Source organism: Bradyrhizobium sp. PMVTL-01, from assembly GCF_051861855.1.
Classification (GTDB): domain Bacteria; phylum Pseudomonadota; class Alphaproteobacteria; order Rhizobiales; family Xanthobacteraceae; genus Bradyrhizobium.
In genome coordinates this window covers 1299666-1316253 of record NZ_CP193982.1, presented here as the reverse complement: position 1 = coordinate 1316253, position 16588 = coordinate 1299666, and the positions used below count along the sequence as shown (strand labels likewise).

Annotated in this window: 13 protein-coding genes; 5 read left to right on the top strand and 8 right to left on the bottom strand. The window is 65.5% G+C overall.

Annotation, left to right across the window (positions count from 1 at the left end; translation table 11 throughout):
- Positions 1-147: 147 nt before the first annotated feature.
- The 5 genes from ACRQ5Q_RS06210 to ACRQ5Q_RS06190 form a co-directional block, all read right to left on the bottom strand.
- Complete coding sequence (locus ACRQ5Q_RS06210; RefSeq protein ID WP_439370861.1) at positions 148-2013, bottom strand: sigma-54-dependent Fis family transcriptional regulator; 1866 nt, start codon at positions 2011-2013, stop codon at positions 148-150.
- Positions 2014-2111: 98 nt separating this feature from the next.
- Positions 2112-5417, bottom strand: a complete 3306-nt coding sequence (locus tag ACRQ5Q_RS06205) for a carboxyl transferase domain-containing protein (protein ID WP_439396505.1) — start codon at positions 5415-5417, stop codon at positions 2112-2114.
- Positions 5418-5429: 12 nt separating this feature from the next.
- Positions 5430-7151, bottom strand: coding sequence for an AMP-binding protein (locus ACRQ5Q_RS06200; RefSeq protein WP_439396503.1), 1722 nt, complete (start codon positions 7149-7151; stop codon positions 5430-5432).
- Between the two features lie 150 nt (positions 7152-7301).
- Positions 7302-7973: an aspartate/glutamate racemase family protein gene (locus ACRQ5Q_RS06195; RefSeq protein ID WP_439399694.1), complete on the bottom strand. Its 672-nt coding sequence runs from the start codon at positions 7971-7973 to the stop codon at positions 7302-7304.
- A 374-nt stretch (positions 7974-8347) separates the two neighbouring features.
- Entirely contained in the window at positions 8348-8947 is a 600-nt protein-coding gene (locus ACRQ5Q_RS06190; protein WP_439370864.1) for a TetR/AcrR family transcriptional regulator, read from the bottom strand.
- 155 nt (positions 8948-9102) lie between these two features.
- Here ACRQ5Q_RS06190 and ACRQ5Q_RS06185 point away from each other — a divergent pair, with 155 nt between their 5' ends.
- On the top strand, positions 9103-9480 hold the full coding sequence (locus ACRQ5Q_RS06185) for a tautomerase family protein (RefSeq protein ID WP_439370865.1): 378 nt from the start codon (positions 9103-9105) through the stop codon (positions 9478-9480).
- A gap of 72 nt (positions 9481-9552) precedes the next feature.
- Here the strand turns inward: ACRQ5Q_RS06185 and ACRQ5Q_RS06180 are convergent, their stop codons facing one another.
- The 3 genes from ACRQ5Q_RS06180 to ACRQ5Q_RS06170 form a co-directional block, all read right to left on the bottom strand.
- Positions 9553-10422 (bottom strand): urea carboxylase-associated family protein, encoded by an 870-nt coding sequence (locus tag ACRQ5Q_RS06180; protein WP_439370867.1) that lies wholly within the window; start codon positions 10420-10422, stop codon positions 9553-9555.
- A 76-nt stretch (positions 10423-10498) separates the two neighbouring features.
- On the bottom strand, positions 10499-11428 hold the full coding sequence (locus ACRQ5Q_RS06175) for a CobW family GTP-binding protein (RefSeq protein WP_439370868.1): 930 nt from the start codon (positions 11426-11428) through the stop codon (positions 10499-10501).
- A 3-nt stretch (positions 11429-11431) separates the two neighbouring features.
- The gene (locus tag ACRQ5Q_RS06170; RefSeq protein ID WP_439396502.1) at positions 11432-12922 is read right to left on the bottom strand and encodes an amidohydrolase family protein; all 1491 of its coding nucleotides are present in this window, start codon (positions 12920-12922) and stop codon (positions 11432-11434) included.
- Between the two features lie 504 nt (positions 12923-13426).
- Between ACRQ5Q_RS06170 and ACRQ5Q_RS06165 the strand changes: the two genes are divergently transcribed.
- The 4 genes from ACRQ5Q_RS06165 to ACRQ5Q_RS06150 all read left to right on the top strand — a co-directional run bounded on the left by ACRQ5Q_RS06165 (position 13427) and on the right by ACRQ5Q_RS06150 (position 16481).
- Positions 13427-13999 carry an SEC-C metal-binding domain-containing protein gene (locus ACRQ5Q_RS06165; RefSeq protein ID WP_439396500.1) on the top strand — a complete coding sequence of 191 codons (573 nt, stop codon included), beginning with the start codon at positions 13427-13429 and terminating at the stop codon, positions 13997-13999.
- Between the two features lie 197 nt (positions 14000-14196).
- The gene (locus tag ACRQ5Q_RS06160; protein ID WP_439396499.1) at positions 14197-15222 is read left to right on the top strand and encodes an alpha/beta hydrolase; all 1026 of its coding nucleotides are present in this window, start codon (positions 14197-14199) and stop codon (positions 15220-15222) included.
- Positions 15223-15416: 194 nt separating this feature from the next.
- Positions 15417-15887 (top strand): aminoacyl-tRNA deacylase, encoded by a 471-nt coding sequence (locus ACRQ5Q_RS06155; RefSeq protein ID WP_439370874.1) that lies wholly within the window; start codon positions 15417-15419, stop codon positions 15885-15887.
- A gap of 174 nt (positions 15888-16061) precedes the next feature.
- Positions 16062-16481, top strand: coding sequence for a CBS domain-containing protein (locus ACRQ5Q_RS06150; RefSeq protein ID WP_439396498.1), 420 nt, complete (start codon positions 16062-16064; stop codon positions 16479-16481).
- The last annotated feature ends 107 nt before the right edge of the window (positions 16482-16588 follow it).

Sequence of the window (16588 nt, the reverse complement as noted above, 5' to 3'; positions counted from 1 at the left end):
GAAGCGCCGGATGAGGGGTATCTACCGCGCACGTGGACGGCAGTGACTCGCGGAGACACGACCCCTCACCCGTCTCGCCGCTATCGCGGCGAGCCACCCTCTCCCACGGGGGGAGAGGGGAAGAGCGCTCCCGCATGCGATTGAGGGCTACTGCGCCGTCTCGATCTTCATCACTTTGATCTTCCGATACAGCGTCGCGCGGCTGAGCTTCAGCGCGCGGGCCGCTTCCGTGACGCGGCCGCCATGCTGGCGCAAAGCTTCCACGATCGTGGCGCGCTCGGCCGCCGCGAGATCCGGCTCTGCCCTCCCACCGAACGGCGGCAGATCGAGATCGGCATCGGTGATCACGCCGTTCTCCGCCGTGCAGCCGGCGAGCCGCAGCACATGGCGGAGCTGGCGCATGTTGCCGGGATAGGGATAGCCCGAAAGCAGCGACCGGGCTTCGTCCGAGAGGCGGCAATCCGGCGCCTCCTCGCGCGCGATCTGGCGGATGATGTCGTCGCGGTCGGCGCGCTCGCGCAACGCCGGCAGATGCACCTCCATGCCGCGCAGGCGGAAATAGAGATCGGCGCGGAAGGCGCCCTCTTCGGCCATGCGGCCGAGGTCGCGATGGGTGGCGCTGATCAGGCGGATGTCGACGGCTACAGGCTTCAGCGCGCCGAGCGGCCAGACCTCGCGGTTTTCCAGGACGCGCAAGAGGCGCGTCTGCAGCGCGATCGGCATGTCGCCGATCTCGTCGAGGAACAGCGTACCGCCGTCGGCCTGAACGATCAGGCCCTTGGAGCCCTCGCGCCGCGCGCCGGTGAAGGCGCCGGCCTCGTAGCCGAACAGCTCGGCATCGATCAGGCTTTCCGGCATCGCCGCGCAGTTGAGCGCGACATAATTGTTGCGCGCGCGGTTGCTGGCGGCGTGGATGGCGCGGGCGAACACGTCCTTGCCGACACCGGTCTCGCCATGCAGCAGCACCGGCAGATTGTGATCGCCGATGCTTCGGAGCCGCTTTACGCTTCTGACCAGGCCGGGATCGCGACCGGCGAGCCGGTGCAGCGCGTCGAAACGGTCGGCGGGCGCATCGCGGCGCGGTGCATGCGATTTTGCACGCATCGGCGGGACGACGTGCCCCTGGCCCAGCGGACTGCCGTCGGCGCGGCGCAGCTCGACGATCTCGTCCGTGCCGCGTGCACCGTGATGATCGAACCTGATGTAGCGCGACAGATCGATGCCGGAGGCGATCAGGCCATCGGTGAGGCCGAGCAGCGCACGCGCCGAGCGGCAGGCGCCGACGATGCGGCGGTCGTCGTCATAGGCGATGACGCCGCTGCCGCCGTCCCCGGGCACGGTTGCGATCCAGGCGTTGCGGAAATGGCTGCGGAAGATCGCGCCCTCCATCCGCCGCGTCGCCTCCATCGTCACTGCGAGCGCAAGCTGATGCGCGGCGCGCTCGAGATCCTCGCGGCAGGACGTGATGTTGACTGCACCTGTGAGCCGTCCGGCCTGGTCGAACAGCGGCGCAACGGCGCAGGAGAACATGTGCCACTGCGCGCGAAAATGCTCGTCGCGATGCACCAGGATCGGCTTCTCCTCGGCGAGCGCAGTCCCGAGCCCGTTGGTGCCCTCGAAGGCCTCTGCGAAATTGGAGCCGGTGTAGATCTTCCAGTCCAGAAACATCTTCGCGTCGGCTTCGCCCGGCAGGCGGCTGAACAGCATGGTCGCGTTCACGTCAGCTAGGTTGACGCAATAACCGGCGTCGCGCAGCACACGGGCGAGATCGTCGAGCTCGGGCGTGGCGAGCCTGATCGTCTCCTCCATGGGTTCGGCGACATGACGGATCTCGGCTTCCGTCAGCGTCTGCGGCGGGCCCTGGCGGGCGGGATCGAGCTTGTGGCTGATCAGGCAGCGCCGCCAGGAATTGGCAATCCGCGAAGAGGCATCGACGTCGGCCAAGCGGTCAGTAACCTGATTGGCGACGGACAAGACACGGGCGACATGGTTCGAGGCCGAAAGGCTGGCCATCGCGGACGTCTCCACCCTGCGTATTATTGTGCAAAGTCTGGCACCGCGGGCGGGGATGTCAATCGGGAATAGGGAACACAGCTGTTGCTGCACCGCCCTCACCAGGTGTCGATGCAGGGTCGCTTCTTCGCCGTCCTCGCGGGCGGCTTCGGCACCGACCTGAGCCCCGCCATGATCCACCGCCGCGTCTCGGCGGGATCGATGACGTTGTCGATCTCGAACACCGAGGCGATCGAGACCGCTTTGCCGTTGGCATAGAGCTCGGCGACCTTGTTGCGATAATAGGTCTCGCGCTCCTCGGGATCGGCGATCGCCTCCATCTCCTTGCGAAAGCCGAGACGTACATAGCCCTCCAGGCCCATGCCGCCGAACTCGCCGGTCGGCCACGCCGCGGTGAAGAACGAGGCATGGAAGCCGCCGCCGATCATCGACTGCGCCCCCAGGCCATATCCCTTGCGCAGCACGATGCCGAACAGCGGCACGGTGAGGCTGGCACCTGTGACGAACATCCGCGAGACGTGGCGCACGATCGCGGTCTTCTCGGCCTCCGGGCCGACCATGAAGCCGGGCGTATCGCACAGCGAGACGACGGGTAAGTCGAACGCATCGCAGAGCTGGAGGAAGCGCGCGGCCTTGTCGCCGGCATCGGCGTCGATGGCGCCGCCGAGATGGCGCGGATTGTTGGCGATCAGGCCGAACGGCTTTCCTTCGATTCGGATCAGCGCGGTGATCATGCCGACGCCGTAGTCGCGGCGCAGCTCCAGCACGCTATCCTTGTCGGCGACGAGATCGATCACGCTGCGGATGTCGTAGACGCGCAGGCGGTTCTCAGGGATGGCGCGGCGGAGCAGGCGCTGGTCGGCGGCTTCCCACTCCGTCACCGCGCCCTGAAAATAGGACAGATACTTTTGAGCGACGCGCGTCGCCTCCTCCTCGTCCTCGACCAGGATGTCGATGACGCCGTTCGGCGACTGGAACGAGACAGGACCGACCTCGGCCGGGTGATAGACGCCAAGCCCGCCGCCCTCGATCATGGCGGGGCCGCCCATGCCGATCGAGGCATTCTTGGTGGCGATGATGACGTCGCAGCAGCCGAGCATCGCGGCGTTGCCGGCGAAGCAATAGCCGGAGACAACGCCCACGACGGGCACGAGGCCCGAGAGCCTCGCGAACTGCACGAAGGAGGGACCGTCGAGGCCGGTCATGCCGAGCCGGTCGGTGTCGCCGGGCCGGCCGCCGCCGCCTTCGGCATAAAACACCAGCGGCAGACGCCAGTCTTCCGCCAGCGTCAGCATACGGTCGATCTTCTTGTGGTTCATGTGGCCCTGGGTGCCCGCGAGCACGGTGTAGTCGTAGGCCACGACGATGCAGCGTGCGCCCTCAGGGCCAAACTTCTCCGCGTTCACCGTGGCGAGGCCCATGACGAGCCCGTCGGCCGGCGTGTTCTTGATGAGGTCGTCGAGCTTGCGCCGGCGCCGCTGCGCCGCGATCGCCAGGCTCCCGTACTCCACGAACGAGCCGTCATCGACGAGCTGCGCGACGTTTTCGCGCGCGGTGCGCTGGTTGGTGTTGCGGCGGCGCTCGACCGAGGCGGGGCGATTTTCGTCGAGCGTGTTGGCCTGGCGCGCGATCAGCTCGGCAAGGTCCGGGCGGATGTGGTCGAGATCGACATCGGCTTCCGCCGCCGAATGATCGGCAGCGACGTCGAGCGGCTCCAGATACATGATCGCTTCGCCATGCATCAGCGTGACGCCGTCACCGGCAACGATCTTCATGACCCGACCGCCCTGCTCGGCCATGACGAGGTGTTCCATCTTCATGGACTCGATCACGGCCAGCTGCTGGCCGGGACGGACGATCTCACCTTGCTTCACCTGGACCGTGACGATGGTGCCCTGCAGGGGCGCTGCGACCATCACCGCACCTTCGGGCACGATCTGCGCGACGTGAGCTTCCCCGCCGTGACCGCCGCCGTGCTCCGTCGCCGCAAAATAGAGCGGCCTCGCCGCACCATCCGCCGCCTCGACCAGCTTCGCGATGTTGCGATCGACGAAATCGGTCGCGATGCGGTTGGTCCTGAAATCGGGATGCGCCAGCACCGCCTGCAGGAATGCGATGTTGGTAACGACGCCGTCGATCCGGAATTCGCGCAGCGCGCGCGAGGCTTTCGCAACGACGTCATGCCAGGCCGCGCCCGGCGTATGCACGATGACCTTTGCGAGCAGCGAGTCGAAAGCGGCGCTGGTCTTGTAGCCGGCATAGCCAAAGCTATCGACACGCACGCCCGGCCCCGACGGCGGCTCGAACACGGCGAGCACGCCGCCGGTCGGATGCGTGGCACCCGTCTCGTCCAACGTCTCCATGTTGACGCGAAGCTGCATGGCATAGCCGCGCGGCTTCGGGATCGATCCTTGCGCGAGGTCGAGGGATGCCAGCGAAGCTCCCGCGGCCACGGCGAACTGGGCGCGGACGAGATCGAGGCCGAGCACCTCTTCCGTGACGGTATGCTCGACCTGGAGCCGCGGATTGGCTTCGATGAAGGCGAAACTGTCCTCGGCCGTGCCGTCGACCAGGAACTCGAAGGTGCCGAGATTGTCGTAAGAGGCCGCCGTCGCCAGCTGCTTTGTCGCCTCGATGATGCGACCGCGTAAGGGATCGCTCAGCGACGGGCTCGGCGCGACCTCGACCAGCTTCTGGTGCCGGCGCTGCATGGTGCATTCGCGCTCCCATAGATGGGAGATGGCGCCATGGCGGTCGCCGATGATCTGGACCTCGATGTGACGCGCCTGCCGGATCAGGCGCTCGGCATAGACGCCTTCGAAACCGAACGCAGCCTTGGCCTCGGACTGGCAGCGCGCATAGGCCTCCGCGAGATCGGCAGCGTTCTCGACGACGCGCATGCCGCGGCCGCCGCCGCCGGCCATCGCCTTGATCACGATCGCCGCATTGCTGCCGAGCGAGGCGAAGAACGCCGTGATCTCGTCCAGCGAGGAAGGCCCGCTGGTACCGGCGATGATCGGCACGCCGCAGCGCTTTGCCAATTGCCGGGCCGCGACCTTGTCGCCGAATAGCTCGAGCGCGGACGCCTTTGGCCCGACGAAGGTGATACCGGCGTCAGCGCAGGCTTTTGCGAATGCCGCGTTCTCGCTCAGAAAACCGTAGCCGGGATGCACGGCATCGCAGCCGGCAGCCTTCGCCGCCTTCACCACGGCCTCGATGTCGAGATAGGCCCGCGCGCCACGTCCGGGAATTTCGACCCCCTCGTCGGCAACGCGCACATGCAGCGACAGCGCATCGTCGGCGGGATGGATCGCGACCGTCGCGATGCCGGCGTCAGCCGCCGCGCGCGCGATGCGGATGGCGATCTCGCCGCGGTTGGCGATCAGGAGCTTCTTGAACGACATCGTCTCTCTCATTCAGACAGCAGCAGGAAGATTTGGATCGAGGTCCTGCTTCCTCACCTTGCCCGTCGCCGTCAGCGGCAGGGCTTCGATGATACGCACTTCCGGGACCTTGTAGACGGCCATGCGCTCGGCACACCAGGCGCACAGGTCCTCCGCGGAGATGGTGCCGACCGCCTCCGGCTTGAGCTGGATATAGGCGACCGGCACCTGCCCTTTGTCAGGATCGTCGCGCCCGACGACGCCGGAGCCCAGCACCTTCGGATGCTGGCCGAGCAGCGCCTCGATCTCCGGCGGGAACACGCTCATGCCCTTGACCTTCAGCATCTCCTTGCGGCGGCCGAGGAAATGCAGAAAGCCGTCCCTGTCGATGGTGCCGATGTCGCCGGTGCGCAGCCAACCATCGATCAGTGATTCCGCGGTCGCCTCCGGCTTGTTCCAGTAGCTCTTGAGCAGCGACGGCGTGCGCACGCGGATCTCGCCTTCCGCGCCCAGCGGCAACAGCGCGCCGGTCTCGAAATCGGTGATCTTGAACTCGGCGCCGGGGACCGGCAGGCCGACGAAGATCGGCTGGTTGTTGAGATCGAAATCGTCGTCCTGGAAGCCTGACGTGAAGGTGTTGGAGGTGTGGGTCTCCGTCATGCCCCAGGCCGCCTCCATCAGGATCGTGCCGGTGAGGTCCTTCCAACGCTTGCGATAGTCGGCGTTGAGCTTCTTGACGAAAGAGACGACGCGCACTTGTTTCAACGACGTCAGGTCGAATTCGCGCCAGCGCGGATGATCCATCAGCTCGACCGCGCCATCGACGGGCATCGCCGTGATCGTGACCCTGTATTTCTCGATGGCGGCCATGGCGCCGACGGCGTCCCAACGCGCCAGCAGGACCAGCGTCGCGCCGGAGAACAGCGGGAAGATCAGGCCGAAGTTTTCGCCCGCAATCCAGAATTCGGGAAAGAACGACAGGAATACGCTGCTCTCGTCCGACAGCACCGAGATGCCGTAATTGGCGGCGGCCGTGTAGACCATGTCGCGATGGGTGTGGACGCAGCCTTTGGGCATCCCGGTGGTGCCGCCGGTGTAGTTGAGCGCCGCAACGTCATCGAAGCCGGGCGGCGGCAGCGGCCTCGGCGCCTGCTGTGCCGCGAGCGCCGGCAACAGGTCGGTCGCGCCCGGGATCGCGATGCGCGGCGCGCGGATGGAGTCCGGCGTCGGGAATGCCGGCGCAGCCGGCACCACATCGGCAAGGCTGGTGACGATGATCTCGCGCAGATTTACCTCTGCCCTCACCTGCTCGACGACGGGAATGAGCTGGTCCAGCGCCACGATCACTTCGGCCTGGGTGTCGTTGAGCTCGTAGGACAATTCGAAGGCGCGCGACAGCGGGCTGACGGGGACGTGGGCCGCGCCGAGCTTCAAGATGCCGAAGAAGACGACGTGGAATTGCGGGCAGTTCGGCAGGAAGACGGCGACGCGATCGCCCTTGCGCACGCCCTTCGCTTGCAGCAGCGCCGCAAAGCGATCGCTCTGCTGATCCAGATCGGCATAGGTCGTGACGTGCCCGTAGAAGATCACGGCCGGGCGATCGGGACTGCGCTTCGCCCAGGCGCGCAGATATTCCGTCAGGGGAACTTCGCCGTGCAGATAGGTCGGCGAGCGCGGCATGCCCTTGGGCCAGGCCTTGTCCCACAGGCCGCGCAAGGTGGCGAGGTAGTCCTTCTCGTCGAGGCCTGCACTCATGGCGTCTTTCCCACATCTCTTTCTTCTTTTCACGACGCCACGCAACGTGGCGTCGCCCGACCTCGTTACAGGTCGAGCACGGCAGAGTTCATGTCAAGGAAAACAGTTTTCCGCGGCACGGCCGATGCCGCGACGCGGAAAAACCAGACGTTACGCCGTGACGAGACGAATGATCCGCCGCACGGCGGACGGGATCGGCGCGATGACAGGCACGGCGAACATCGGCTGAAGCTCGCGGGCCGCCTCGCCCAGCGGCCCGCCGCCGATGATCACAGCTTCAGCCCCGTCCTGCGCGATGCAGGCCTCGACCGCGCCGGCGAGCGCCGCCCGCAGCCGCGCTGGATCGCGCATCAGCACCTCGGGATCGCCGTCGGCAAAGCGCGTGCCAGTGTAGCGCGATCGTAATCCCAGCATGTCCGGCAATGCGTCGATCTTTGCTTGGAGCAGCGGCGTCGTGGTCGCCACGCCGAAGCGGCGGCCATTCTCAGCGGCCTCCAGCATCGCGGATTCGCCGATGCCCGCGGCAGGCAGCTTCATCGCCGCCCTGATCCCGGCGAGACCGGGATCGCCGAATGCGGAGACGATGATGCCGTCGCACGCACGGCTGTTGGCACGCGCGATCTCCTCGACTTCCGACGCGGCCGCCTCCAACGCATCCGCCGAGACGATCATCGCGGGCGCACGCGTTGCCGTGGCACCGACGATATCGAAAGCATCGGCGGCAGCGGACGTTGCGATCGCCACCATCATCGTGGTGGTCGCCTCGTTGCTGTTCGGATTGATCAGGAGGATCCGCGCGCGCCGATCGGAGTTTTGGCCCATCATCCCGCTATACTAGGCCGCGCGCACGCCCGCAACGAAGGCGCTGACCTCGTCCAGGAGCGATTGCAGCTTCTGCGTCCCAGCGCCCTGCTTGTTGACGACGTCGACGAAACCCACGAACAGTCTTGGCCTGACGATCGGCGATCATCTGCGCGCGCAAGGTTGCAAGCGCGATCGGCGCCAGCACGACCATGCCGAGCAGGCTGATGCCGACAATGAGGACCAGCTTGAAACTGATGCGGGAGAAAACCCTCGGGGCTCGCAAGAATTGGAAGGCTGATATGGAACTTGCATCGGTCGTCGGCCAGTTCGTCGGCGACGAGAACGAGATTGCGACGACGCGGGCAGTCAACGCGCTTGCGGTCTGCTGAGACCTAACCTCCTTTCTTGTCGAGCACGAGATCGATCGTGTGCGCGGCTATCTTGCGCAGTTGGGCTTCGTCGCCGTAGGCGCGTTCGAGCACGGCAAGGCCGCGCGTCACCGTGACGATGTGCAGCGCGGCGGCTGCGGGATTGCCGTTGAACTCGCCACGCCTCGCGCCCGCCGACAACGTGTCCTGAACCAGCGCGGTGATCCGGGAGACGAGGCTCGCAAAGGCCTGGCGCGCCTCTTCATCCAACCCCTCGCCTTCCGCCGCGCCGAGCTCCATCAGGCCGCGCGTGGTCGGACATCCCCGCGGCGGCGAGCCGGAACGGAAATTGGTGATCGTCAGGTCGAAGAAGGCGGCGAGGCGTTTGCGCAAGGACCCCGTCCCCAGCGCCTTTTGCAAGGCGAGCAGATAGTCGGCCGCGTAGCGCTCATAGGCGTGAAGGAACAGCGCTTCCTTGCTGCCGAAAGCATTGTAGAGGCTGCCGCGCTGCACGCCGGCGTCGCGCGCGATGTCAGACAGCGAGGTGCCGCGGACGCCCTTGCGCCAGAACTGGTCGAACGCGATGCGCAGGACGTCGTCGTGGTCGAACTCGCGCGGCCTCAAGCTCTGCTCCTCAAAATATTTGACACGACGTCAAAAACATGGTTTCTCGACATCGTGTCAAAAACAAAGTGGGATTGATATCCCGTTTCGTCAATGAGCCGGCGGCGGCGCGGATGATGCCTGGCCGAGCGGGCCCGCATGCAGAGGAACGTACGATGCCTCTCCTCCACATCTCGATGCGCGCCGGAAAGCCGGAGACCTACCGCCGGGCGATTCTCGACGGACTCTACCGCGCGATGCGCGAGGCGCTGAACGTGCCTGATGGCGACGAATTCATGACCATCAGCGAGCTTTCGCCCGCCAACTTCCGCTGCGGCAATGCCTATGGCGTCAGCCGCAGCGAGGATGCCGTGCTGATCCAGATCACCGTGTTCGCCTCGCGCACGCCCGAGCAGAAGAAGGCGCTGTATCGGCGGATCGCCGAGCTGCTCGGCGAAAGCCCGGGCATCCGGCCCGAGGACGTGTTCGTGAACGTGCTCGACGCGCCCAAGGAGAACTGGTCGGTCGGAAACGGCATCGCGCAATTCGCGTGAACTTGCCGGGCCGACGGGGACTGCGCATGCCTGCGAGGTGATCGTGAAGGCAGAGGCGCTGCGCACTGAAATTCAACTTCCCGCGTGCGCCCCGTGGTGACGGTGATAAGCGCTCGGCGCGGACCAGGTCCAGCCCTTCAGGGCCGTTCGATCCGGCTCGAAGATTTCGATCTTGAGCGGATGGCATGCCGCGGCATCGCTGGAATGGGTTGCGCTGCAGTCTCCACCGGGACAGGCCGACAACGCGCCGAGCAGGTCGATCTCCGCGAAGAGCTCGATGAAGTCGCCGGGGCGGACAGGGCTTGCCTTCATGAAATAGTGGTGCGTGTCCTTGGTGAAGCCGGTGCACATGAAGACGTTGAGCACGTCGTGCACATGATGCTCCACTGCGGCCGGATCCGCCTTCAATTCGGTCGCGAGGGCGCGGGACAGGTTGGAGTGGCAGCAAAAATCGTAAGCCGTGCCGTTCAGCAGGAGATTTGTATAGGGATCGCAGCGCGTGCCGATCACATCGTGAATGCCGGCGCCGTCCGCATCGAAGCCGTACCAGCCAAGCGTATCGTGACTGATGGTCGCCATCGGTCGAAGATAGGGCAAATTGCTCCAGAGCCGGTCGCCAATGCCGACATGCGTGCCATGGAGCGCCCGCGTCTTGCCGCTGAAGAAGCGCTCGGAGAGATCGTCCGCGTTCCAGAGATTGAGGTCGCCGACCTGAGGGCCTTCGATGCTGACGATGCGGAAGAACTGGCCGCGCGCCACGCGAAAGGCACGGGCATCGCGTGGCGGCACGATGAGCTCGTGCGTCTTGACCGCCGCACGGCGGGCTGCTTCGAGCGTGGCCATATCCGGCCCGGGCATCGTCCCGGCCGGATAGACGATGGCCGGCTTGGCGGCGCGGCGCGCGGCGGCATCAGCGGGGGCGGGTGGGATATTTGGAGGCATTGGCAGGTCTCGGATCGACGCGACAAGAGGAGAGGCGGTGGCTGACGGCGGAAGCGGTTGACCCTACCGCCTCGCCTCAACCGCCGGCAACGCACGCTTCCATGATCCCGTCGAGTTCGGCCTGCGAAAGCACGCCGAGCTCGGCGATGAAGACGATGCGTACCCGCGGCACGCCTGCCCGCGGCGCCTCGCCCGGCGCGAGCGTGGCGCGGCCGCCGGCGAACTGGAAAACCATCAAGCGTCCGGGCTGCTCGACGGTCTCGAACAGGCCTTTTGCGCGCGCGAGCCTGGGTGCGAGCCGGTTGATGGCCCGCTGCAAACGCGGCAGCGAGATCGGCTGATCGGAGGTCCAGCTCAGCGTCTCGAAGCGTTCCTCGGCCGGCCGTTTCGGTCCCGGCTCGCGCGGGGCTGGCGCGCGATCGACGGCCGCGGGGAACAATAGCGCAGACGGAATCTCGCCGTGGTTCGCCTCGACCACCACGCCGGGGACGCGCAGCGCGCGGATGGCTTCGCGCATGCGCGCAGCTGCGCCCTCGTCCGCCAGATCGAGCTTGCTGAGCGCCACGATGTCGGCGACGCGCAACTGCGAGCGCAGCAGCGCGTCATCGAGAGCTGACGGCGGAGTCCCCGCGTCGAGCACACAGAGCACCGTTTCCAGCGGCGCCTCGCGCAGGATCACCGGGTCCATCAGGTTGCGCACGATGTCGGCGGGATCGGCGACGCCGCTGGTCTCGATGACGATGTACTCGGGCCTGGGATCGCGCCGCAGCAGGGTCGAAAGCGTGCGGAGCAGATCGCCCTCGAGCGAGCAGCAGATGCAGCCATTGGCGAGGCTGACCACGCCGTCGCTCGCGCCTGCGATCAGCTCCGCATCGATGTTGATGGCGCCGAAATCGTTGACCACGGCGGCGATCCGTCGCCCATCCGCATGGGCGAGCAGATGGTTCACCACCGTGGTCTTGCCGGCCCCGAGAAAGCCCGTCACCAGGACAACCGGGACCGGCATGGCTCAGCTCTCGACGACGGGGCGGCGCACGGGTTTTCCGGGCCGCGCGGTTACATCCAGCACACCGTCGCTGATCAGCGGCTGACCGCTGACGATCAGATGCCGTACTCCTTCCGACGGGCGGTTCATCGCCGTGAAGGTTGCACGGTCCGAGAGCTTTTCGTAATCGAACACGACGATGTCCGCATCAGCGTCCTTGGCAAGCCGGCCCTTGGCGCGCATCGCGGGCGTGCTCTGCGACAAAATCTCCGCCGGGATCAGCGCGCATTTGCGCACGCCTTCCAGCAGCGACACGGCTTTGCGCTCGCGCACCCACTCACGAATGAATTTTGTGAAGCAGCCGGCCGAGCGCGGGTGCGAGGTGGCGTCGTCAGGCAGCGGCCAGGCATCGCCGGTGTAGGTCTTGCCATCCGAGGTCGTCCACGGCATCGCATCGGAGGCAATGGCACCGCCGGGATACAGCACCGACATGTCGAGCAGGTCGCGGTGATGTGCATTGTGCTCGGTGTCCAGGATGTGCCAGAGCACCAGCGAGGACGGCTCTTCGGCCTGCGCCTTCAATAGCTCCTCGCGGTCGTGGAAGCGGTAGCCGTCGGTCACGCGCTGCACGGAATCGTAACCGGTGCCGTTGCGCTCGACGAATTGGGGATCGCTGAAGAAGGCGGCGGCCAGCACGGTCGAGCCGGTGCCGTAGGGATAGGCCTCGACCGTGATCGGCAGACCCTGCGCCTGCGCCTTCTCGACCAGCACGCGGCAGCGCGCGATGTCGGTCTTGCTCGACGAGTTGAAATGGCAGATGTGCATGTGGGCGCCGGTGGCACCGGCATAGCCGATCAGGCGGATATACGCTTCCACGGCACTTTCGGGATCGATGCGCGACATGAAGGCGACGTGCGTGAAGGTCGGCACGCCCTGCTTCGCGGCGAGCTGGCACACTGCGGTCAGCTCCTGCACGCCGGCGCCCGGCGCATAGGCATTGAGGATGCCGATGCCGATGCCGCCTTCGTTGAGACCGCGGGTGAGGCGATCGAGGATGCCTGATACCTCCGCATCGGTCGCGACATTGTCCATCCAGCGGCGGTCGCGCATGGCGTTGCCGAACGCCTCCAGCGAGCTCTCGGCATTGGAGCCCGTCATCGCGCCGATACGGGCAAAGGCCCAGTTGGTGGCAGCGCCGTAGTTCAGCACGCGGCCCTTCCGCGCCTGGCTCTCATACCAGGACCCGACCGGCAGCACGCCGGCCTCGAGATCAAGCGTCGTCGTGACGCCGTCGAACGCCTGCATGCGGTCGGCCGGGATCGACTGGCCATGGGCGTGCAGGTCGATGAAGCCGGGCGCGACCACCAGGCCGGCGGCGTCGATCACCCGCTCGGCGCCGCCGAGACCCGTGCCGACGGCCACGATCTCGCCGTCCACCACCGCCACATCGCCAATGGCATCCATCCCGCTCGCGGGATCCACTACCCGGCCGCCGCTGATCACCAAACCGCTCATCTCGTCACTCCGAAAAGCCATTGCCAACACCTCCGAAGGCCCGGCAACAGCTCCGGAGGCACGTCGGCGCGCATAGTGCAGATTCTGGGGAGAACGACCACCACCACCGATGCCGATGCTGCATGCTTGCACGTGAGACCGATGAACGCAGGGCGTGCATCGGGACCGGAGCGCAACAACGCCGCTGCGTCAATTCGCCAATCGGCGTACGCCCGCATCCTCGCGGCATATTTGGCCCGAGCTGTGTTTCGATTCATACCCTTTCGAAAAGGGGGGCGCAGGGAAGACCGGGCGCCAGCTGGCACCCATAAGAGCCCTGCGTGAGGCCTTTACCGCCGTCATGGTGGTTCACAAGATGGACCGGGTGGCCGGCTATTATGGCCTTGCGCCGACGGCAATCATCCCCGCGTCTCTGCCGCTGTCCATACGGACCGGCCAGCCGCCCGCCCAACCAAGCTGCTTTGGGTCTTGTGACCCAATCAAATTCTGTCGCGGATGCTCGCCATGGTAAATTCGCACAAGGTAGGACGAAACGACCCCTGCCCCTGCGGCAGTGGCAAGAAGTTCAAGAAGTGCTGCCTCTACTCGCAAAGGCTGGATGAGCCGTCATCCGGTTTCCCCCAAATTATGCGGACACCGGACGTTGCCCGATCGGGGCTTCAGGACGAAGAAGCGATGCTGGCGTATGATCCATTGATAGAGCCAGACCCGGATCTGTGGGTTGCGCTGGACGAGGAGGAACGGATCGATCTCGTGATGGCGTACCATCGGCGCGCCGGAATCCGCCTTCCGCGGGAGAAAGTGCACGCTGTCTTTCATGCGATCGTCGAGAGCCAAATTGCCGATCCCAAGCTGCCGGTGCGAAGCACGGCGCAGCGACTGATGTCCGAAGGACTCGATCGTCACGAAGCCATCCATGCGATCGGCTCGGTGCTTGCGGGACACGTGAACGAGCTGATGCGCGAGATCAAATCAGGCGATGACAACGTCGATGCGAAGCCCAATCAGGACCCTAATGAGGCTTATTTCGCCGAGCTGGAACTACTGACGGCGGATGAATGGCGTCGGTCGGGCTGAGCAGATGAGCCACACAGAGGCATTGCGCGTTCGGTGCGCACTACATTCCGTTGAAAATCATCTACTGATCTGGCGCTTTTTTCGGACGCGACGATCAGGAACCGACCGCGAAACTGCTGCGCCGTCTTCTCGCCCCCATTGTCATTCAGTGAGACAGGCGGGGCGGCTTACGGTGGGCAAGTTCCCTGGGGTTCCGTGTGATCGTCCAACGTCTTCTGCAAAGCGACTCCCGTCATTCCATTTCGCGCCGCGCGCTCCTCGGCGGACTTGTGTCGGCAGGAAGTGCCCTCGCGCTCGGCGGATGCGCTGGCCTCGCTGCGACCGGCGCGCGCTTCGACGCGTCGTCACTCTCCGTTGACCCCACGCTGCTTGTCACCACCACGCGCAAGCCCGTCAGCGGCGGCCGCACCAAACCCTGGTTTGGGCCGGAGCGGGCGACGAGCATGACGGTCGCGCGGGCCAGGCTTGTGGCTCCGGACGAGAGCCGTCTTTCTCTCGCTTCGGTTGGCCTCGGCGATTGGCGTCTTGATCGGATCGAACCGGTGTCGGCCGACGCTGGCGATCTCGCCGCGCAGGCCGGCGGAGGGGACGTGCTGATCTACGTGCACGGCTTCAAGCAGACATTCGAGACGGCGGTGCTGGATGCCGCTCATCTCTCCGACGGGATCAAGTTCCGCGGCCGGACCGTGGCATTCTCCTGGCCTTCCAAGGCAGGACTGTTCGACTATGCCTATGACCGCGACAGCGCGATGTGGTCCCGCGACGATTTCGAGCGCGTGCTCTCTGCGCTCGTGTCGGCGCCAGGCGGCGGCCGCGTGCACATCGTTGCGCACAGCATGGGAACCATGCTGACCCTCGAAAGCCTGCGTCAGCTCTATGCGCGATACGGCGACACGGTCACGAGCAGGATCGGTGCGGTCGTGTTTGCCGCACCCGATATCGACATGGACGTGTTCTCGTCGGCCATCCAGCGCATCGGCCCGCTCGCCGGCAAGATTACCGTGATCGCCGCAACGAACGATCGGGCCCTTGCGCTGTCGGGACAAATCGCAGGTGGAATGACCAGGGTCGGCGCCGCGGAGAAGGCCGCCATCGCGCAGCTCGGTGTACGCGTGCTCGATGCCTCCCAGGAAGGCTGGGGCATCATCAACCACGATCTGTTTCTGTCGAATGCGGAGGTGCAACGGGTGATCCGCCGTTCGATCGAAGGCACGACGGCGTGACAGAGCGCCGGCGCAGAGCCAGGCGAAGCCTGCTTCTGCGCACGCTCGCTGCGGCTTCGAAGGGAAATGAATTGCAGCTTGCGGGTGGAAGACTTATGCTGGGTCTCTAGTCAGGCAGCCGCCCATCGTATGGCGAGAGTCTGCAGGGTCGACCTCACGGTGGATGGTTTCCATTCAGCATCGGAGGTGATGCCATGGCCATTGCTCCCACGCTCCAGAAATACCTCGCCGCTGAGAACATCCAGTACGAGGTGATCCCGCACGAACTCAGCATGACGTCGGCTCGAACGGCGCAGGCATGCCACATCTCTGGCGACCGCCTCGCCAAGGGTATCGTATTGCGGCGCGACGGCGGATACATGCTGGCCGTCCTGCCCGCATCGCATCACCTCCGCCTGTCGGACCTGAGGACAAGCCTCGGCGACAATGTCCACATGGCCGATGAAACCGAGATCAATCGGCTGTTCCGCGACTGCGCACATGGTGCAGTTCCCGCCGTCGGCAAATGCTACGGATTGGACATCATCGTCGACGACAGCATCGAGGCACAGCCGGACATCTACATGGAAGCCGGCGATCATGAAACGCTGCTTCATATGGGTCGCGCGCAGTTTGCGCGCCTGACGGCCAATGCACGGCACGGGCGCTTCAGTGCGCATGACTGAGGATTTTGTACACAGCCCATTGTCCTTACGATATTGGGCGGGAACTCTGGCCGCGAGGTCACCGTCATTCTGCCCAGGATGGCGAGAGTGTCTGCGCTTGTCGGGTTGGAGTTCTGAAGATGGGGTGCCGCTGCGTTGCATCTACGCACTTGAAACCACGAACGGAGGCTCGCCATGAAAGTCAAAGACGTGATGCACAAGGGTGTCGACTGGGTCAGCCCCGACACTCCGATCTCCGAGCTTGCCAAGCTGATGCGGGCGCATGACATCGGCTGCATTCCGATTGGCGAGGATGACAAGCTGGTCGGAATGGTGACCGACCGCGATATCGTCTGCAAAGGACTCGCGAGCCACAGCTTCGATGCCCGCCGCGCGACGGCGCGCGACGTGATGACCGAGGGCATCCATTGCTGCCGCGAGGACGATGACCTCGCCAAGGCGATGCAGCACATGGAGAAGCTGCAGGTCCGCAGGCTGCCGGTAATCAACAAGAGCAAGCGGATGGTCGGCATCATCAGCCTGGGTGACATCGGCCATTCCGCGTCGGGCGATATGCTCACCGAGACCGTCAGGAGCGTTTCGGCGCATCACTGAACTCGCGGCCAGGGATAGGGCCAGGACGTACGGCCAAGGCTCCTCTCGCGATCGCCGCTCGAACAGGCGTCGAGGGGAGCCCGGCCATGCGCTCGTCATGCCACCAT